The 19,117-nt window shown below is 75.5% G+C and carries 13 protein-coding genes and 1 riboswitch; of the genes, 9 read left to right on the top strand and 4 right to left on the bottom strand.

Annotated features, from left to right (window positions below; translation table 11 throughout):
• The first annotated feature begins 2 nt into the window (after positions 1-2).
• From ABT014_RS00190 to ABT014_RS00180, 3 genes are read left to right on the top strand one after another with little or no spacing between them, the layout of a single operon-like run.
• Entirely contained in the window at positions 3-1,985 is a 1,983-nt protein-coding gene (locus tag ABT014_RS00190) for a glycosyltransferase (protein ID WP_350635133.1), read from the top strand.
• On the top strand, positions 1,982-3,340 hold the full coding sequence (locus ABT014_RS00185) for a glycoside hydrolase family 16 protein (protein WP_350635132.1): 1,359 nt from the start codon (positions 1,982-1,984) through the stop codon (positions 3,338-3,340). Before ABT014_RS00190 ends, ABT014_RS00185 begins: the two co-directional genes overlap by 4 nt.
• Positions 3,341-3,362: 22 nt before the next feature.
• Positions 3,363-4,604: a carboxylate--amine ligase gene (locus ABT014_RS00180; RefSeq protein ID WP_350635130.1), complete on the top strand. Its 1,242-nt coding sequence runs from the start codon at positions 3,363-3,365 to the stop codon at positions 4,602-4,604.
• On the opposite strand, the gene ABT014_RS00175 is transcribed toward ABT014_RS00180, so the two are convergent.
• Positions 4,552-5,784: an FAD-dependent oxidoreductase gene (locus tag ABT014_RS00175; RefSeq protein WP_350635128.1), complete on the bottom strand. Its 1,233-nt coding sequence runs from the start codon at positions 5,782-5,784 to the stop codon at positions 4,552-4,554. The two genes, ABT014_RS00180 and ABT014_RS00175, sit on opposite strands and share 53 nt — an antisense overlap.
• Positions 5,785-5,937: 153 nt before the next feature.
• A complete protein-coding gene (locus ABT014_RS00170) occupies positions 5,938-6,585 on the bottom strand; it encodes a GTP cyclohydrolase II (protein WP_350635126.1) in 648 nt (215 codons plus the stop codon).
• 185 nt (positions 6,586-6,770) lie between these two features.
• Between ABT014_RS00170 and ABT014_RS00165 the strand changes: the two genes are divergently transcribed.
• Complete coding sequence (locus ABT014_RS00165) at positions 6,771-7,679, top strand: NADP-dependent oxidoreductase (RefSeq protein WP_350635124.1); 909 nt, start codon at positions 6,771-6,773, stop codon at positions 7,677-7,679.
• A gap of 3 nt (positions 7,680-7,682) precedes the next feature.
• Positions 7,683-8,447, top strand: a complete 765-nt coding sequence (locus ABT014_RS00160; protein ID WP_350635122.1) for a VOC family protein — start codon at positions 7,683-7,685, stop codon at positions 8,445-8,447.
• 289 nt (positions 8,448-8,736) lie between these two features.
• On the opposite strand, the gene lnt is transcribed toward ABT014_RS00160, so the two are convergent.
• Positions 8,737-10,296: an apolipoprotein N-acyltransferase gene (lnt, locus tag ABT014_RS00155; RefSeq protein WP_350635120.1), complete on the bottom strand. Its 1,560-nt coding sequence runs from the start codon at positions 10,294-10,296 to the stop codon at positions 8,737-8,739.
• A 137-nt stretch (positions 10,297-10,433) separates the two neighbouring features.
• Positions 10,434-14,048 carry a cobaltochelatase subunit CobN gene (gene cobN, locus ABT014_RS00150; RefSeq protein ID WP_350635118.1) on the bottom strand — a complete coding sequence of 1,205 codons (3,615 nt, stop codon included), beginning with the start codon at positions 14,046-14,048 and terminating at the stop codon, positions 10,434-10,436.
• A gap of 136 nt (positions 14,049-14,184) precedes the next feature.
• A riboswitch (cobalamin riboswitch) is annotated at positions 14,185-14,258 on the bottom strand.
• A 140-nt stretch (positions 14,259-14,398) separates the two neighbouring features.
• On the opposite strand from cobN, the gene ABT014_RS00145 reads away from it, so the two are divergent.
• The 4 genes from ABT014_RS00145 to ABT014_RS00130 form a co-directional block, all read left to right on the top strand.
• Positions 14,399-15,631 (top strand): ferredoxin-like domain-containing protein, encoded by a 1,233-nt coding sequence (locus ABT014_RS00145; RefSeq protein WP_350635117.1) that lies wholly within the window; start codon positions 14,399-14,401, stop codon positions 15,629-15,631.
• Positions 15,628-16,254: a precorrin-8X methylmutase gene (locus ABT014_RS00140; protein WP_350635116.1), complete on the top strand. Its 627-nt coding sequence runs from the start codon at positions 15,628-15,630 to the stop codon at positions 16,252-16,254. The genes ABT014_RS00145 and ABT014_RS00140 overlap by 4 nt, the downstream gene beginning before the upstream one ends.
• Positions 16,251-17,774 (top strand): precorrin-2 C(20)-methyltransferase, encoded by a 1,524-nt coding sequence (locus ABT014_RS00135; RefSeq protein ID WP_350635114.1) that lies wholly within the window; start codon positions 16,251-16,253, stop codon positions 17,772-17,774. The genes ABT014_RS00140 and ABT014_RS00135 overlap by 4 nt, the downstream gene beginning before the upstream one ends.
• 410 nt (positions 17,775-18,184) lie before the next feature.
• Positions 18,185-19,117 (top strand): NlpC/P60 family protein (locus ABT014_RS00130; RefSeq protein WP_502894795.1); only part of this gene is annotated, 933 nt, incomplete at its 3' end.

The following is a 19,117-nucleotide window of genomic DNA, read 5'->3' as shown; positions in this document are numbered from 1 at the left end:
TCATGATCGAGCCGATGCGCGGCGCGGAGCCGCAGGGCCCCGGGACGGTCGACCGGCAGGCCGCCGACGCCACCGAACCGCCCGCCGGCGCGCCCGCCGGGACCCGCCCGATCGGGCCCGCCCGCCGCCTGGTCCGCCGGCTCGCCGGCCCGTTCGCCCGGCCCGCCCGCCCCCGCTGGACCATCTGGGCCCCGCTGCCGGTCGCCCTGGGCCTGTGGCTGGTGGCGCTGTCCGGCGTGCACCTGGAGCGGATGGGCACCCTCGGCCTGCTCCAGGCCCTGCCGCCGCTGTACTGGGCCGCCGTCCTGCTGCTCACCCTCGGCTTCGTCGCCACCCTGCGCGCCCCGCGCGTCCCGCACGGCTGGGCCGCCGGGTACGTGGTGGGGCTGATCGCGGTCATCCACGCCACGCCCACCCTGCTGTACCCGACGCTGCGCTACGCCTGGGCCTGGAAGCACGTCGCGGTCATCGACGCGATGATGCGGCACAACGGCTCCGTCCCGGGCGCCCACGACATGGACGTCTACGACCAGTGGCCGGGGTTCTTCCAGCTCAACGCGCTGTTCCTGCGCGCCACCGGGCTGCACTCCGCGCTCGGGTACGCGGCCTGGTACCCGGTGCTGGCGAACCTGCTGCTGATGGGGCCGCTGCTGCTGATCTACCGGACCTTCACCCAGGACCGCCGGCTGCTCTGGGGCGGGGTCTGGCTCTACTTCGCGACCGCCTGGGTCGGGCAGGACTACTTCGCGCCGCAGGCCTTCGCCTACTTCCTGTTCCTCACCGTGCTCGCCCTGGTGCTCCGGCAACTGGCCGGGCAGCGCGCGCCCGGCGCGCCGCCACCGGATCCCGGCGCGTCCCCGCCGGATGTTCGCGGGGCCCGGGCCCTGACCGGGCCGCCCGGACCACGCCGGTTCGGCTGGCGGCCGGTGCCGTTCGCCCTGCTGATGGTCCTGGTGGCGGCGATCGTCTGCTCGCACCCGCTGACCCCGCTGATGATGATCAGCTTCCTGCTGATCCTCTCGCTGCCCCGCCGCAACCGCCGGGTGGTGCTGCCGGTGCTGGCCGGCGCCGTCGCGCTGACCTTCCTGTGGGACGCCACGGTGGCCCGGCCGTACATCTCGTCCAACCTCAACAGCCTGATCTCGGCGCTGGGTTCGCCCGACCAGAACGCGCTGCCCAACCTGTCCCGGCTCGGCACCACCGCCCACGCGCAGGTGATCGCCTCCTGGGTGGACCGCGGGCTGACGGTCACGGTGATCCTGCTGGCCGTCCTGGCGCTGCTGCGCCACCGCTGGACCCGCCGCACCCCGTTGCCCTGGCTGTTGGTGGCCCCGCTGCCGCTGCTGCTCAGCAACAACTACGGCGGCGAGATGATCTTCCGCGCGTACCTGTTCGCGCTCCCCGCCGCGGCCTTCCTGGTCGCCACCCTGCTGGTGTCCACCCGGCCCCGGCCCCGCCTCGGGTCCTGGATCGCGACCGGCGTCTCCACCGCGGTGATGCTCGCCCTGCTGGCCGGCCTGTTCGTCGGCTACTACAGCAAGGAGACGATGAACTACTTCACCCCGGACGAGGCCGCCGCCACCCGCTACCTCGCGAACGTGCCCGCCAACGGCGCCCTGGTGGTCTCGGTCACCGGCGACCTGCCGGGCGGCGAGATGCGCTACGACCAGCGGCAGCGGATCGTGTTGTCCCAGGGCAGCCTGGCCGACCGGCGGGCGCTGCTGGCCGACCCGAAGGCGGCGCTGGAGGCGACCATGGGTGATCCGCGGGTGACCGGACCGGCCTACCTCGTGCTGACCAGGGCGCAGGCGGCCGACTGCGCGCTGACCGGGCTGTTCCCGGCCGACACCGTCCAGCGGGTGAACGACGCCGCGGCGAGCGCACCCGAGTTCGTCCCGGTCTACAGCGGCCACGACGCGGTCGTCTACCGGTACGCCCCGGTGGTGAACGGCGCGCACCTGTACCCGGAGGTCGGACAGCCATGAGGACCTGGCGAAGGACCTGGCGCCCCGATCCGCTGCGGCTGCTGCTCGGCCTGTCCGGCTGGCTGGCGCTGCTGACCCTCGCCCTGCCGGCCGCCGACCCGGTGCGCACCGCCGTCGCCGGCGCGTTCGTGCTGCTCTGCCCCGGCGCGGCGGCCACCCTGCCCGCCCCGGGCCGGCCCCGCGCCACCGGGTGGCCCGAGCGGCTGACCACGGCGCTGCTCACGGTGGCGCTCAGCGCCGCGTTCGCCACCGTCACCGCCGTCGCGCTCTTCCTCGCGCACGCCTTCACCCCCGGCCGGGCGCTGGCCGTCCTCGCGCTGCTCACCTCCCTGCTGGTGCTGCTGCCCGGCCGCCGGGGCCGCCGCCCCGCCCGGGGCGTACCGGGGTCCGGGGCCGGGCCGGACGTCCCCGCGACCGCCGACCCCGTCCCCGGCGCGCCCACCCGGGCCACCCCGGCCGCGCCCGCGCGCCGCCGGCACCTCGCCGGCCGGACCGGCGTCCTGGTCTGCGGCTGCCTGCTGCTGTGCACGGCGGCCTGCGGCAGCCCGGCCGCCGCGGGCCTGCGGGTCGGTCCGCCGGACCGCAGCGGCGCCGCCCCCGGCCCGGCCACCTCCTCCGACCAGCCGGTCGCCCCCGGCCCCTGGCGCCAGGTGTTCCGGGACGACTTCGACGGCCCGGCCCTCGACACCGCCAACTGGGTGACCTGCTACGACTGGAACGACGGCGGCTGCACCAACGCGGGCAACCACGAGCAGCAGTGGTACCTGCCCGGACAGGCCCGGGTGGACTCCGGTGCGCTGGTCCTGGCGGCCGACCGCCGGGCCACCCCCGGCACCGACGGCAAGACCTACCCGTGGACCTCGGGCATGGTCAGCACCGGCCGGAGCAGCTGGAACGCCGCCCCGCTGCACACCTTCACCTACGGCTGGTTCGCCGCCGCCCTGCAGACCCCGGCCGACCCGGAGGGCATGTTCCCGGCGTTCTGGCTGATCCCCGCCGAGACCCGGGGCACCCCGCCCGAGCTGGACATCGCCGAGTTCCCCGGCAGCAGCAGCTTCGTCGACCTGAACGTGCACTGGCGGGCCCCCGACGGCACGGACGACCGGGTCGGCCACCGCTACCAGTCCACCGACTTCTCCGCGGGCCTGCGGGTGTTCGCCGTCGACTGGGAGCCCGGCTCGGTGACCTGGTACGTGGACGGGGTCGAGCAGTTCCGGGTCACCGACCCGGTCGCCGTCCCGCACGTCGCCATGGAGCTGATCCTCAACCTCGCCGTCGGCTACCCGACCTCCCCTCCGCCCTCGGTCGACGCGGCTCAGCTGCGCGTCGACTGGGTCGCGGTGTGGCAGCACTGAGCCGATGGGAGGTGACCCCGCGATGGAGCGTGCCGCGCCCGCGCCGGACCGGACCGTCCCCGTCCTGCTGGTCAAGGTCGGCCGCTACCCGCAGGCGCACAGCCCGGTCGGGGTGGCCCGCTCGTTCGGCCGGCTCGGAGTCCCGGTGCACGCCATGGTCGAGGACCGGTTCACCCCGACGGCCGTCTCCCGCTACCTGACCTCGGCGATCGTGAGCCCGACCACCGGTCGCGAGCCGCCCCGGCAGCTGCTGGACGCGGTGCTGGCGGCGGCCCGGTCGGTGGGCCGGCGCAGCGTCGCGGTGGCCACCGACGACGAGGCCGCCGTGCTGCTCGCCGAGCACGCCGAGGAGCTCGCCCCGTACCTGCTGCTGCCCGCCGTCCCCGCCGGGCTGCCCCGGCGGCTGGCCGACAAGGGCGAGTTGAGCCTGCTCTGCGCGGCGAACGACGTCCCGACGCCGCGCGCCCGCGCCCCGCGCGACCAGGCCGACCTGCTCGCCGCGGCCCGCGACTGGGGCTACCCGGTGGTGCTGAAGAACCGTGGCGCGTTCGACCGGCTGCACCGGCCGGCGGTCGGGGCCACCACGGTGGTGCGTGACGAGCAGGCCCTGCGGGCCGCCTGCCCGCCCGAGCTGGTGGCCTCGGTGCTGGTCCAGGAGTACCTGCCGGCCGAGCACGCCGAGGACTGGTTCACCCACCTGTGCTGCGGGCCGGACGGCGAACCGCTCGCCGTCTTCACCGGGCTCAAGCTGCGCTCCTGGCCGCCCGGTGCCGGGATCACCACCCGGGCCCGCGCGCTGCCCAACCCGCCGCTCGCCGAGCTCGCCGCCCGGTTCTGCCGGCAGATCGGCTACCGCGGCGTGGCCGACCTGGACTGGCGGCTGGACCACCGCGACGGCCGGTACAAGCTGGTCGACTTCAACCCCCGGACGGGCGCCCAGTTCCGGCTCTTCGAGACCACCGCCGGAGTGGACGTGGTGCGCGCCCTGCACCTGTCGCTGACCGGCCGGCCGGTGCCCCGGGGGGAGCAGCTGGCCCGGTCGTTCGCGGTCGGCCAGGTCGACCTGCTGTCCACCGCGGTCACCGCCTGGCGCGAGCGCAGGCCGCCGGCGGGCCTGCGGCCGGGCCGCGGCACCGAGCGGGCCTGGCTCTGCCGGGACGACCCACTGCCGGCCCTCGCCGAGGCCGTCCGGTTCGCCGGGCGCCCGACCCTCAGGGTGACCCGCCGGGCGATCGGCGCGGCGCTTCGGCCAGTGCGCCGCTGATCCGCCGGGCCGCGAAGCCGGTCCCGGCGACGAACCGCAGCAGCGGGCCGAAGCTGTCCGCCGCGGACAGCCCGGAGAAGTACAGGCCGGGCACCGAGGACTCGAAGCCGGCCGACAGGCGCGGTGCGCCCAGCGGGGTGCGCCGCACCGCGAGCCGCACCCGCTCGTCCAGCAGCGTCAGCCGTTCCACGTCCACCCGGTAGCCGGTCGCCACCAGCACGTGGTCGGCGTCCAGGGTGCGGGTCGGGCCCCGCAGGGTCAGTCGGGCGCCGTCGCCGTGCGCTGCGGCGGTCTCCACGGCGTGCCCGGTCAGCACCGGGAACCGGCCGTCCACCCGGGGCCGCAGCCACCAGGCGCCGGCCGGGCCCAGGACGGTCCGCACCGAGTGGGCCCGCTGCGCGTCCGGCAGGTACCGGAACGCGGCCGGGAGCCGGCTGAACGCCAGCAGCCCCCAGCCGGGGCCGAGCGGGGAGCCCGGGCCGGTCAGCCGGGCGGGCAGCGGGCGCTCGCCGCTCTCGTCCGCGGCCGGGGGCACGCCGAACAGCAGCTCGCGGGTGCGGGCGACCACGGTCGGCTCGGCGCCCGCCTCGTGCAGCAGCGCGGCGCTCTCCAGCGCCGACTGGCCGGCGCCGACGACCGCGACCCGTTGGCCGGCGAACTTGCCGAGGTCCACGTGGGCCGCCGGGTGCGAGGCCAGGCCCGCGTCCACCAGGGGACGCAGCAGCCGCGGCACGGCAGCGTACGGCTGGAGCCCGGTCGCCAGCACCACGGCGGCGCTGCTGAACGACTCCCCGGTGTCCAGCAGCAGCTGGAAGCGCCCGCCCTCGTACCGGATGCCGAGCACCTTGGCGCGCTCGACCTCGGGCACGCAGGTGCGCTCGAACCACTCGCCGTAGGCGATGAACTCCTCGATCGGGATCGGGTGCAGGTCACCGCCCTGGGGCCGGCCGGTGGCGGCCCGGAAGTCCTGCAGCCGGTGGCGCCCGGCCGGGTCGGAGATGGAGGAGGCGCGCGGGGTGGACTTGAGGAACATCCCGACCGGCATCCGGGAGCGCCAACTGTCCATCGGCTCACCGAAGATCCGCATCGGCACCCGGTGGCCCTTGAGGTGGGCGGCCACGGCCAGCCCGTACGGCCCGGCGCCGATCACCGTGACCGGGACGCTCGCATCGGCGTTCACGGCCACCTCCGGGCGGGCGCGGAGCGCCGTGCGACAGGACTGGGTCGGCGGTGCGGCCTCATCGAGCCACCTCCCTGCGAACGGGGGGATCCCCTCCCACTCCAAGGGTGCACCGCACCCCCGCCCCCGGCACGTCCACGCCCCGGCGCGGGCTCAGCCGACCAGGCCGGCGAGCGGGATGGAGTGGCCGGTGTGCTCGACCTTGGCCCGCAGGTAGCGGACGTTGCTGGGGGAGAGGTGGACGCCGGTGGGGACGCGTTCGGTGACCTCGATGCCGAGGGCGGTCAGCTGGCCGGCCTTGTCGGGGTTGTTGCTGAGCAGGCGGACGGCGTCGACGCCGAGGGTGGTGAGCATCTGGGCGGCGGCCGTGTAGTCGCGGCCGTCCTCGGGGAGGCCGAGGGCGGTGTTGGCCTGGTAGGTGTCGAGGCCGGCGTCCTGGAGGGCGTAGGCGTCGAGCTTGTTGTAGAGGCCGATGCCGCGGCCCTCCTGGCGCAGGTAGAGGAGGTGGCCGCCGGCCTCGGCGATCCGCTCGACGGATTCGCGCAGCTGGGGGCCGCAGTCGCAGCGGTCGGAGCCGAAGACGTCCCCGGTGAGGCACTCGGAGTGCAGCCGCACCAGCGGGGGTTCGGCGCCGGGGGTGCCGAGGGAGAGGGCGAGGTGCTCGGCGCCGTCGGCCAGCCCGTGGAAGGTGTGGACCTCGGCCTCGACCCGGTAGCCGTCAGGGAAGGTGAGCGGGATGCGGACCCGGGAACGCACGGTGGCGGGTGCGGGCCGCTGCGGGTCGGTCTCGGTGTGCGTCATGCCCCGGCCTCCGGAGTGGTTCAAATTCGAACTGGGTCGTCCGGCTCAGACCGTACACCTTGGTTCTAATTTGAACAACAACGGTCCCGGGAGACCACTTTCGGCCCACCATCCCCACCCGCCACCCTCGGGCACCACGCACAGTGGGGGCAGGGGGCATCGCCGCACCTCGACGAAGGGTGACCATGTCCAAGGCATTCGGCTTCACCGAGTACGGAGGCCCGCAGCACCAGGTCTTCCTGGACCGCCCGGTCCCGGTGCCGGGGCCCGGCCAGCTGCAGATCGCCGTCCGGGCCGCCGGGGTCAACCCGATCGACTGGAAGATCCGCCGGGGCCTCACCGGCAAGGGCCTGGACCTGCCCGCCGTCCTCGGGGTCGAGGCCGCCGGCGTGGTGGAGGCGGTCGGCGAGGGGGCCACCGGCTTCGCCGTCGGTGACCACGTCTTCGGCACCACCGTCGGCGGCGGCTACGCCCAGCACGCCCTGCTGACCGCCGCGTCCGCCGCCCGCAAGCCCGCCGGGGTGAGCTTCCTCCAGGCCGCCGCCCTGCCGGTCGCCGCCGCCACCGGCTACGACGGCGTGGAGGACATCGGCCTCAAGGCCGGGCAGACGCTGCTCGTGCTCGGCATCGCCGGCGGCGTCGGCAGCGTCGCCGCCCAGATCGCCCGCGAACGCGGCATCGGCGTGCTGGGCACCGCGAGCGACGCCCGCCGCGCGTACGTCGAGGAGCTCGGCGCCACCTGGATCCGCTACGGCGACGGGGCGGCCGAGCGGATCCTGGCCGCCGCACCGGAAGGGGTGGACGGCATCCTGGACCTGATCGGCGGCGCCGACGCCCGGGCCGCCGCCGAGACCCTCGCCGACCGCAGCCGGCTGGTCGCCACCTCCGACCCCGGCACCGCCGCCGAGCTGGGCGGCTCCTTCATCCGGCGCAGCCCCGCCGGCCCCACCCTGGCCAAGCTGGCCGACCTGGTCGCGACCGGCCGGCTGGACCAGAAGATCACCGCCACCTACCCGCTGGAGCAGGCCGCCGAGGCCTTGGCCGAGGTCGAGGCCGGCCACGCCCGCGGCAAGCTGATCCTGGAAGTGAGCTGAGCCGTGAAGATCACCACCCCCACCGTCGGCGCCCCCTGCTGGGTGCAGCTCTCCACCGTCGACCCGGTGGCCGCCAAGTCCTTCTACGCCGAGCTGTTCGGCTGGCGGGTCGAGGACGACCCGCGGCCCGAGGCCGGCGGCTACGCCACGTTCCTGCTCGGCGAGGCGCCGGTGGCCGGGCTGACCCCGCTCCAGCAGCCCGAGCAGCCGACCTCCTGGTCGGTCTCGTTCGCCACCACCGACGCCGACGCCAGCGCGGCGAAGGTGTCCGCGGCCGGCGGGCGGGTCCTGCTGGAGCCCTCGGAGGTCTTCGACCTCGGCCGGTTCGCGGTGGTCGCCGACCCGGCCGGCGCGGTCTTCTCGCTCTGGCAGCCCCGCTCCTTCAACGGCCAGGCGCTGGCCGACGAGGCCGGCTCGCTGGGGTGGGTGGAGCTGACCACGCGCGCCGTCCACCAGTCCAAGGAGTTCTACCCGCGGGTCTTCGGGTGGAGCGTCACGGTCGGCGAGATGTACACCCAATGGGGCATCGACGGACGGGACTTCGGCGGCATGGCCGACATGGCCGACCAGTTCCCGGCCGACGCACCGCCCTACTGGATGCCGTACTTCGCGGTCGCCGACGTGGACCGCACGGCGGAACGGGCAGCAGCCCTCGGCGCCAGCGTCCTGCTACCCCCGACCGACGTCCCGGACGGCCCCCGCCTCGCCGTCCTCAAGGACCAACAGGGCGCGGTCTTCGGCATCCACGTCACAGAACCCACACCCTGACCCGGCACCAAACCGCGGCCACGCGTCCGCTCCGGGGCACCCCCGAGGGGCGCGGGGAACTGCGCGGGATCGGGAGGCTGTGGCCTGTTTCCTTCCGCATCGCGCAGTTCCTCGCGCCCCGGGGGGTGTTGGGCTCGCCGTCCGTGTGTGGGGCACCCCCGAGGGGCGCGGGGAACTGCGCGGGATCGGGAGGCTGCGGCCCGTTTCCTTCCGCATCGCGCAGTTCCTCGCGCCCCTGGGGGTTCCTCGTGATTGCTTTCGGGGTTGCTCCCCGAGGTGCTGAGCCCCGCTAGGGGTTGCCCGCCGTGACGTCCTCGGTCGGGGCCGGGGTGGATCGGGTCTGCGGGCCGGGGCGGCGGGTGCCGCTGCGTAGGGCGGCCGCCCCGGCCGTCAGGGTGATGGCGACGGCGGTGAGCGGCACCCAGTCGCCGAGCCGGTCGTACCAGGTCAGCGCGGTGGGTGCGGTGAGCGGCAGTCGGAGGGTGAGCGCGCCGGTGGAGCCGGTGCCCAGGTGGGCGAGGCGCCGGCCCTGGCTGTCGTACGCGACCGAGTCGCCGGTCAGCGCGGCCTGGACGACCGGGCGGCCGGTCTCGGCCGCCCGGATCGCGCCGAGCGAGGCGTGCTGCGCCGGTGCCCAGGTGTCCTGGAAGGTCGACGTGGCCGACTGGTAGACGATCACCCGGGCGCCGTCCCGGGCGGCCTGCCGGGACATGTCGGGGAAGGCCGACTCGAAGCAGATCAGCGCGCCGACCGGCATCGGGGCGCCCGCCCGGTCGGTGGTCGGCAGCAGGTGGAAGGCGGTGCCGGGGGCCCGGTTCTCGCCGGCGGCGGCGCTCACCCCGGCGATCCAGCCGAGCACCGGCCGCAGCGGGATGTACTCCCCGAACGGCACCAGCCGGATCTTCCGGTAGCGGGCGGCCACCCCGTCCGGGGTGATCAGCACGGCGTCCTTGGAGATCCGGCCGTCGGCCTTCCGGGCGTCCTCGCCGACCAGCAGCTGGGCGCCGGTGAGGGCGGCCAGCGCCCGGACGTCGCCGAGCGCGGCCGGGTCGCGGTCCAGGTCCGCGGTGGTGCTGCTCTCACCCCAGACGATCAGGTCCAGCGGCTGCCCGACCAGGCCCTGGGTGATCCGGACGCCGGACGCCAGCCGGGCGTCCGGGTCGGCGGTCTGGCCGGGCTGGACCAGCGCGATCGCCGCGGAGCCGTCCGGGGCGGGCTGGCGCTGGACGGCGAACAGCAGCGGGCCCGCGACCAGGGTGGCGACCAGCGTGCCCGCGGCGAGCGCCCGGACCGGCAGCGGGTGCGCGGTGAGCAGGATCAGGACGGCGGTGTTGGCGGCCGCGACGGCCGCGCTGACCAGCCAGACCCCGCCGACCGAGGCCAGCCCGAGGATCGCCGGGTGCTCCCACTGGCTGGCGCCGAGCAGCGCCCACGGGCCGCCCAGCGCGTGCCAGGAGCGGGCGAACTCGCAGCTCACCCAGACCGCGGGGACGACCACCAGGGCGGTCAGCGCCCGCAGCGGGGTCAGCGGCGGGTGCAGGGTGCGCCAGACGGCCAGGCCCAGCGCGGCCTGGAGCGCGCCGAACAGCAGCGCGAGCAGGATCAGACCGGGTCCGATCGAGGGGATCAGCCAGTACATCGCGACCAGGATGAACCCGGCGCCGAACCACCAGCCGCGCACCGCCGCCTCCCGGCCGCTGGGCGCCCGCTGCATCGCGAGCAGCCCCGGCACCAGGGCGACCCAGGCCAGCATGGCCAGACCGACCCCCGGGAAGGCCAGCACGGGCAGGGCCCCGGCGGCGAGGGCGCCGTAACGGGCGGGCTGGGTCAGGCCGGCACGAAGGGTCATGCCGTGATTGTCCGCCTCCTGAGGTCAGGTCACGTCATTCCCGGGTCACCCGCGTGGCGGACCGGAGGTGAAGATCTGGTGCACCCTCGGCCCGCACCCCCAGCCCGCGCAACGGCCCGGCCCGGCCCCCGCGACGGTCAGCCGTCGCCCTCCAGGTCGCCCTCGGTCTCCAGGAACGCGGTGCGCAGCGCCTCGATCAGCGCCGGGTCGGGCTCGGCCCACAGCCCGCGCTCGGCCGCCTCCAGCAGGCGCTCGCTGATGCCGTGCAGCGCCCACGGGTTGGCGCCGGTGAGGAACTCCCGGTTGACCGGATCGAGCACGTACTCCTCGGTGAGCTTCTCGTACATCCAGTCCGCGACCACGCCGGTGGTGGCGTCGTACCCGAACAGGTAGTCCACCGTCGCCGCCATCTCGAACGCGCCCTTGTACCCGTGCCGGCGCATCGCCTCCAGCCAGCGCGGGTTGACCACGCGGGCGCGGAACACCCGGGCGGCCTCCTCGGTCAGGGTGCGGGTGCGGACGGTCTCCGGGCGGGTCGAGTCGCCGATGTACGCGGCCGGGTTCTTCCCGGTGAGCGCGCGCACGGTGGCGACCATGCCGCCGTGGTACTGGAAGTAGTCGTCCGAGTCGGCGATGTCGTGCTCGCGGGTGTCGGTGTTCTTGGCGGCGACGGTGATCCGCTTGTACGCGGTCTCCATCTCCTCGCGGGCCGGGCGGCCGTTCAGCTCGCGCCCGTACGCGTAGCCGCCCCACACCGTGTAGACCTCGGCCAGGTCGGCGTCGGTGCGCCAGTCCCGGCTGTCGATCAGCTGGAGCAGGCCGGCGCCGTAGGTGCCGGGGCGGGAGCCGAAGACCCGGACGGTGGCCTTGCGCTCGTCGCCGTGCACCGCCAGGTCGGCCTGGACGTGGGCCCGCACGAAGTTGTCCGCCGGCTCCTCCTCCTGCCGGGCGGCCAGCCGCACCGCGTCGTCCAGCAGCGCCACCACGTGCGGGAAGGCGTCCCGGAAGAAGCCGGAGATCCGCAGCGTGACGTCGATCCGGGGGCGGCCGAGCTCCTCCGGGGAGATCGCCTCCAGCCCGGTGACCCGGCGCGAGGCGTCGTCCCAGACCGGGCGCACGCCGAGCAGCGCGAACGCCTCCGCGATGTCGTCGCCGGCCGTGCGCATCGCGCTGGTGCCCCACAGCGACAGGCCGACCGACGGCGGGTAGGCGCCGTCGTTGTCGGCCCGGTAGCGCTCGATCAGCGAGGAGGCCAGCGCCTGGCCGGTCTCCCAGGCCAGCCGGCTGGGCACGGCCTTCGGGTCGACCGAGTAGAAGTTGCGCCCGGTCGGCAGCACGTTGACCAGCCCGCGCAGCGGCGAGCCGGACGGCCCGGCCGGCACGAAGCCGCCGTTCAGCGCGTGCAGCACCGCGTCCAGCTCGTCGGTGGTGGCGGCGAGCCGGGGCACCACCTGGCGGGCGGCGAAGTCGAGCACCTCGCGGACCGCGGCCGGGTGCCCGTCGGCGACCTTCTCCACCGCCTCGGGCGCCCAGTCCTGCGCCTCCATCGCCTCGACCAGGGCGCGGGCCTGCGCCTCGGCGGCGTCGGTGGCGCCCAGGGTCGGCGCGGCCTCGTCCAGCCCGAGCGCCTCGCGCAGGCCGGGCAGCGCGGCCACGCCGCCCCAGATCTGCCGGGCCCGCAGGATCGCCAGCACGATGTTGACCCGGTCGGTGCCCTGCGGCGCCTGGCCGAGCACGTGCAGGCCGTCCCGGATCTGGGCGTCCTTGACCTCGCACAGCCAGCCGTCGACGTGCAGCAGGAAGTCGTCGAAGCCGTCGTCCTCGGGCCGCTCCTCCAGGCCGAGGTCGTGGTCGAGCCGGGCGGCCTGGATCAGGGTCCAGATCTGGGCCCGGATCGCCGGCAGCTTCGCCGGGTCCATCGCCGCGATGTTGGAGTGCTCGTCCAGCAGCTGCTCCAGCCGGGCGATGTCCCCGTACGAGTCGGCGCGCGCCATCGGCGGCACCAGGTGGTCGACCAGGGTGGCGTGCGCGCGGCGCTTGGCCTGGGTGCCCTCGCCCGGGTCGTTGACCAGGAACGGGTAGATCAGCGGCAGGTCGCCGAGCACGGCGTCCGGCCCGCAGTCGGCCGACAGCGCGGCGGTCTTGCCCGGCAGCCACTCCAGGTTGCCGTGCTTGCCGAGGTGGATCACGGCGTCGGCGCCGAAGCCGCCGTCCGAGCGCTCGGCCGCGATCCAGCGGTAGGCGGCCAGGTAGTGGTGGCTGGGCGGCAGGTCGGGGTCGTGGTAGATCGCCACCGGGTTGGCGCCGAAACCGCGCGGCGGCTGGATCAGCACCAGCAGGTTCCCGGAGCGGATCGCGGCCAGCACGATGTCGCCGTCCGGGTTCTGCGAGCGGTCCACGTACAGCTCGCCGGGCGGCGGGCCCCAGTGCTCCTCGACCCGGCCGCGCAGGCCCTCGGGCAGCGTGGCGTACCAGCGGCGGTAGTCGGCCGCCGGGATCCGGACCGGGTTGCGGGCGAGCTGGTCCTCGGTCAGCCAGTCCTGGTCGTAGCCGCCGGCCGCGATCAGCGCGTGGATCAGCGCGTCGCCCTCGTGACCGGGATCGTCCTCGGCCCCGTCCAGGCCGGGCAGGTCGGTGCCGAGGTCCATGCCCTCCGCGCGCAGCCGCTCCAGCAGCCGCACCGCCGAGGCCGGGGTGTCCAGGCCGACCGCGTTGCCCACCCGGGCGTGCTTGGTCGGGTACGCGGACAGCACCAGCGCGAGCCGCCGCTCGGCGGCCGGGATGTGCCGCAGCCGGGCGTGCCGGACCGCGGTGCCGGCCACCCGGGCGGCCCGCTCGGCGTCGGCCACGTAGACCGTCAGGCCGTCCTCGTCCAGCTCCTTGAAGGAGAACGGCACGGTGATCAGCCGGCCGTCGAACTCCGGCACGGCGATCTGGGTGGCGGTGTCCAGCGGGGAGAGGCCGTCGTCGCTGCCCTCCCAGGCGGCCCGCGACCAGGTCAGGCAGAGCGCCTGGAGGATCGGCCGGTCGAGCGCGGCCAGCGCGCCCGCGTCCCAGGCCTCCTCGTCGCCGCCGGCCTGCGCGTCGGCCGGGCGGGTGCCGCCGGCCGCCAGCACGGTGGTGACGATCGCGTCCGCGCCGCCCAGCCGGGCCAGCAGCTCGGGCTCGGCGCCGCGCAGCGAGGAGCAGTACAGCGGCAGCGGCCGCGCGCCCTGGTCCTCGATCGCCCGGCAGAGCGTCTCGACGAAACCGGTGTTGCCGCTCATGTGGTGGGCGCGGTAGTACAGCACCGCGATCACCGGCCCCTCGGTGGTCCGGGCGGTGCGCTCCAGCGGGCCCCACTCCGGCGCGGAGGCCGGCGGCGCGAAACCGTGACCGGTCAGCAGCACGGTGTCGGACAGGAACGCCGCCAGCTCGGCCAGGTTGGCCGGGCCGCCGTGCGCGAGGTAGGCGTGCGCCTCGGCGGCGATGCCGGCCGGCACCGTGGACAGCTCCATCAGCTGGGCGTCCGGGGCCTGTTCGCCGGAGAGCACGATCACCGGGCGGGGGCCGGCCAGCAGCGCGTCCAGGCCCTCCTGCCAGGCCCGCCGCCCGCCGAGCAGCCGGACCATCACCAGGTCGGTGCCCTCGGTCAGCGCGGGCAGGTCCTCGACGGTCAGCCGGGCCGGGTTGCCCAGCCGGTACGGCACCGGGCCGGTGGCGGCGCGGGCACTGAGCAGGTCGGTGTCGGAGGTCGACAGCAGCAGGATCATGCGAGGGGCCTCCCGGCCTCGTCGGAGAACGGGCGGGGCACAGGCATGCGGCAGCGCACAGGTCAGGCCTTCCTCGGGGTCCGCGCCCCGCGGGTGTCGCCCCGGCCGAGGCCCGGGCGGTGGACGAGGACGGCCGGAGTTCCTGGCTCCCACGGCCGGTGAACCGTGGTCACAGTGGCGGGACCGCACCGGGTTTGCACCGGTTTCCTCCCCTTGCGCCGTCGCTGGCACGGGCCGCCCGAGGGCCGCCCGGGCAGCATCGTACGGGGTGCCGGACGGCCGCGGGCCGGGCTCCGGACTGTGATCTACGAGACGGGGCGGCCGGTCGGACCATCTGTATGCTCGCCGCCATGCCACCCGAACCCGCCGCCGCTGGGCCGGGCCCCGCCCTGCCCGACCGGGGCCGGGCCGACGCCTGCCCCGGCGCGCTGCGCCTGCACCGGGCCGACGACGGCGCCCTGGCCCGGGTCCGGGTGCCCGGCGGGCTGCTGACCGGCGGGCAGCTGCGGGTGCTGGCCGAGGCCGCCGAGGCGCTCGGCGACGGCCACCTGGAGACCACCTCGCGCGGCAACGTCCAACTGCGGGGCCTCGGTTCGGACGCCGGCGGCGAGCTGGGCGCCCGGCTGCGCGCGGCCGGCCTGCTGCCCTCCGACCGGCACGAGCGGGTCCGCAACATCGTCGCCTCCCCGCCGGCCGGCCTGGACGGCCGCGGCCACGCCGACGTCCAGGCCTGGGTGCGCGAGCTCGACCGCGGGCTGTGCGCGAGCGAGTGGGCCACCGGACTGTCCGGCAAGTTCCTGTTCGCGCTGGACGACGGCCGCGGCGACGTGGCCGCGCTGGACGCCGATGTGACATTGATCGCAAGGCCCGGCGGCGGCGCCCTGCTGCGCCTCGGCCGGGCCGCCACCGCCCGCCCCGTCCCGCCCGGCGCGGCCGTCGCCGCGGCCCTGGACGCCGCCCGCGACTTCCTCGCGGCGCTGCGCGCGACCGGCACCGCGGCCTGGCACCTGCGCGACGCCCCCGACCTGCTCGACCCGGGCCCGCTGCCGCTGCCCGCCGTCGCCACCGACCCGCACCCGCCGCTCGGCACCCTGCCCGGCGGCCTCGCGGTCGGCCTGCGGTTCGGCCGGGCACCCGCCGACCGCTGGCGGCTGCTCGCCGACGCGGCCCCCGACGAGCTGCGGCTGACCCCGTGGCGCGGCGCGGTGCTGCCCGGCGCGCCGGGGGAGTGGCTGCCCCGGCTGGCCGCCGCCGGCTTCCGGACCGAATCCGGCACCGCCTGGGACGGCGCCACCGCCTGCACCGGCGCCCCGGGTTGCGCCAAGTCGCTCGCCGACGTGCGGGCGCACGCCCGCGCGGCGCTGGACGCCGCGACGGAACCCGGGGCGCCGGGCACCCCGGCGCACCCCGGCCTGCCGGTGCACTGGTCCGGCTGCGAACGCCGCTGCGGACACCCGCGCGGTGTCTGGGTGGACGTCCTCGCCACCGGGCAGGGCTACCGGGTGACCCGAGGCGCGGCCTCGGGAGAAGTGACGACGCACGAGATGGCCGAGGCGGTCGCCGAGGCCCGGAGGACCACGTGATCGAGTACGAGAAGGACGGCGCCGCCATCTACCGGCAGTCCTTTGCCACCATCAGGGCCGAGGCGGACCTCGCCGCGCTCCCCGCCGACGTGGCCCAGGTCGCGGTGCGGATGATCCACGCCTGCGGCATGACCGACCTGGTCGAGGACCTGCTGTACTCGCCCGGCGTGGTGGCCCGGGCCCGCGAGGCACTGCGGGCCGGCGCGCCGATCCTGTGCGACGTCAACATGGTGGCCAGCGGCGTGACCCGCAAGCGGCTGCCCGCCGACAACGAGGTGCTCTGCACCCTCACCGACCCCGCGGTGCCGGAGCTGGCCGCGAAGCTCGGCACCACCCGCAGCGCCGCCGCCATGGAACTCTGGCTGCCCCGCCTGGAGGGCGCGGTGGTCGCCGTCGGCAACGCCCCGACCTCGCTGTTCCGGCTGCTCGAACTGGTCGAGGCGGGCGCCCCGCGCCCGGCGGCCGTGATCGGCGTCCCGGTCGGTTTCATCGGCGCCGCCGAGTCCAAGCAGGCCCTGGCCGAACACCCCGCCGCCCTGGAACACCTGGTGGTCCGGGGCCGCCGCGGCGGCAGCGCGATGGCCGCCGCCGCCATCAACGCGATTGCGAGCGAAGTGGAATGACGGAACGTCAGACCGGTCGGCTGTACGGCGTCGGGCTCGGCCCCGGCGATCCGGAACTGGTCACCGTCAAGGCCGCCGCGCTGATCGCCAAGGCCGACGTGGTCGCGTACCACAGCGCCCGGCACGGCCGGTCGATCGCCCGCTCGATCGCCGAGCCCTACCTGCGCGGCGACCAGCTCGAGGAGCAGCTCGTCTACCCGCTGACGGTGGAGAGCACCGACCACCCCGGCGGCTACCGCGGCGCCCTCGACGAGTTCTACGAGGAGGCCGCCGCCAGGCTGGCCGCGCACCTCGACGCCGGCCGCGACGTGGTGGTGCTCGCCGAGGGCGACCCGCTCTTCTACGGCTCCTACCAGCACATGCACAAGCGCCTCGCCGGCCGCTACCGCGCCGAGGTGGTGCCCGGCGTGACCTCGGTCAGCGCCGCCGCCGCCCGGCTCGGCCGCCCGCTGGTGGAGGCCGAGGAGACCCTCACCGTCATCCCTGGCACCCTGCCCGAGGAGGAGCTGACGGCCCGGCTGGCCGCTGCCGACTCCGCCGTGGTGATGAAGCTCGGCCGCACCTTCCCGGCCGTCCGCCGCGCCCTGGAGCGCGCCGGCCGCCTCGACGACGCGCAGTACGTCGAGCGCGCCACCATGCCCGGCGAGCGCACCGCGCCGCTGGCCGAGGTCGACCCGGACTCGGTCCCGTACTTCTCGGTCGCCGTACTGCCCAGCCGGATCGACCGGACGGTGCCCCCGGCCGCGGGCGCCGCTGCCGACAGCCCCGGGGACGGCGAGGTGGTCGTGGTCGGCACCGGCCCGGCCGGGCCGCTGTGGCTCACCCCCGAGGCGCGCGGCGCCCTCGCCAACGCCACCGACCTGGTCGGCTACACCACCTACCTGGACCGGGTGCCGGTGCGCCCCGGCCAGATCCGGCACGGCTCCGACAACAAGGTCGAGGCCGAGCGGGCCGAGTTCGCCCTCGACCTCGCCAGGCGCGGCCGCAAGGTCGCCGTGGTCTCCTCCGGCGACCCGGGCGTCTTCGCGATGGCCACCGCCGTCCTGGAGGCCGCCTGCGTCGAGCCGTACCGCTCGGTGCCGGTGCGGATCGCCCCCGGCATGACCGCCGCGCACGCCGCCGCCTCCCGCGCCGGCGCCCCGCTCGGCCACGACTACGCGGTGGTCTCGCTCTCCGACCGGCTCAAGCCCTGGGAGGTGGTCGCGCAGCGGCTGCGCGCGGCGGCCGGCGCGGACCTGGTGCTGGCGCTGTACAACCCCGGCTCCAGGAGCCGCACCACCCAGGTCGGCCTGGCCCGCGACCTGCTGCTCGAACACCGCGCCCCGGACACCCCCGTGGTGCTGGCCCGCGACGTCGGCGGCCCGACCGAGCGGGTCCGCACGGTCCGCCTCGCGGACCTCGACCCGGCCGAGGTCGACATGCGCACCATCCTGCTGATCGGCTCCTCGCAGACCCAGGCCGTCGCCCGCGACAACGGCACCGAGGTGGTCTGGACCCCGCGCCGCTACCCGCCGGTCTGACCGCGCCCCGCGCGAGCTGCCCCTGAAAGCCCCCGGCTCACCGGCCGGGGGCTTTCGCATGCCCGCACGCCTGCTCCCCAGCCGAGCCAGGTTCATGTGAAGTGAAAATCGATCACCATCCTCGCTGCTCCGATGTGGCAGCTATGCCCGCTTAGTGCCGCATTTATGCGCATGTTGAGCCGCTGGGTGCCAGCTGGCGACCGGAATTCCGCCCTTTGGTTTTCAATCTAGATTGACTCTTGCTGATGGTTCGTCAATGATTCACGAAGCGGCGCACCACCGGCCCCCGCATCCGCGGCCGGCCCACCGGCCGTGCGTCGACGATCCCGCGTGCTGTCCCGTCCGGGCGCTCCCCCGGCCACTCAGGCGTGCCACCACGCGAACCATCCATCAGCAAACAGGAGACACCTGTGTCCAAGAGGAACACCATGGTCCGAGGCGCGGCGACGGCGGTCGCGGCGGGTCTGGCCGTGACCGCTCTCGCCGTCCCGGCGGCGCACGCCGACACGGTGGTGTCGGGCGGGGAGTCCGTCACCTCCACCGGCACCCTGGGCCGGGGGGCCGCGCCCGGCGGCCCGGTGGGCAGGAGTCAGGCGATAGCCCGGGCCAAGGACTGGGCCGACAACCGGGTGCCGTACAGCCCGAACGGCATCAACTCGCCCTACGGTTGGTGGGCCGACAGCGCCACCGGCGGCCGCTACCGGGAGGACTGCTCGGGCCTCATCTCGATGGCCTGGCAGCTGCCCTACAGCCGTACCACCGAGGACCTGCCCGGCGTCGCCACCGCGATCAGCGTCTCGGCCCTGCAGCCGGGCGACGCGCTCAACGACCGTGCCGACGGCCACGTCGTGCTCTTCGCGGGGTGGACGGACAAGTCCGCCGGCCGGTTCGTCTACTACGCCGAGCACCGCACCGGCACCGTGACCAGCCTGGACGAGGGCAACTTCAACAACGCCAGCATCGCCGGCCACCCCACCGGCAACTACACCCCGCTGCGCTACAACAAGATCGTCGATGACAGTTCGGCTTCGGGGGATCTGCCGGTGGCGGGGAACTGGGACGGGGGTGCGGCGGGGAACGTGGGTGTGTTCCGTCCGTCGACGGGTCAGTTCCACCTGCGCAACGACGACGGCAGTCTGGTGAAGGTGGACTGGGGTCAGGCGGGGGATCTGCCGGTGTCGGCGAACTGGGACGGTGCGGGGCCGGACAACGTGGGTGTGTTCCGTCCGTCGACGGGTCAGTTCCACCTGCGGATGGACGACGGCAGTCTGGTGAAGCTGGACTGGGGTCAGGCCGGGGATCTGCCGGTGGCGGGGAACTGGGACGGGGGTGCGGCCGGGAAC

Source organism: Kitasatospora sp. NPDC094015 (assembly GCF_040304075.1).
Classification (GTDB): domain Bacteria; phylum Actinomycetota; class Actinomycetes; order Streptomycetales; family Streptomycetaceae; genus Kitasatospora.
Note: the sequence above shows the minus strand (reverse complement) of the source record. Positions and strands in the feature narration are given on the sequence as shown.

Bases quoted from the DNA above. Each gene is read 5' to 3' on its own strand.
- ABT014_RS00145 (WP_350635117.1), top strand. From the start codon at position 14,399: ATGCCACCCGAACCCGCCGCCGCTGGGCCGGGCCCCGCCCTGCCCGAC.
- ABT014_RS00185 (WP_350635132.1), top strand. From the start codon at position 1,982: ATGAGGACCTGGCGAAGGACCTGGCGCCCCGATCCGCTGCGGCTGCTG.
- ABT014_RS00190 (WP_350635133.1), top strand. From the start codon at position 3: ATGATCGAGCCGATGCGCGGCGCGGAGCCGCAGGGCCCCGGGACGGTC.
- ABT014_RS00170 (WP_350635126.1), bottom strand. From the start codon at position 6,585: ATGACGCACACCGAGACCGACCCGCAGCGGCCCGCACCCGCCACCGTG.
- ABT014_RS00165 (WP_350635124.1), top strand. From the start codon at position 6,771: ATGTCCAAGGCATTCGGCTTCACCGAGTACGGAGGCCCGCAGCACCAG.
- ABT014_RS00135 (WP_350635114.1), top strand. From the start codon at position 16,251: ATGACGGAACGTCAGACCGGTCGGCTGTACGGCGTCGGGCTCGGCCCC.
- ABT014_RS00180 (WP_350635130.1), top strand. From the start codon at position 3,363: ATGGAGCGTGCCGCGCCCGCGCCGGACCGGACCGTCCCCGTCCTGCTG.
- lnt (WP_350635120.1), bottom strand. From the start codon at position 10,296: ATGACCCTTCGTGCCGGCCTGACCCAGCCCGCCCGTTACGGCGCCCTC.
- cobN (WP_350635118.1), bottom strand. From the start codon at position 14,048: ATGATCCTGCTGCTGTCGACCTCCGACACCGACCTGCTCAGTGCCCGC.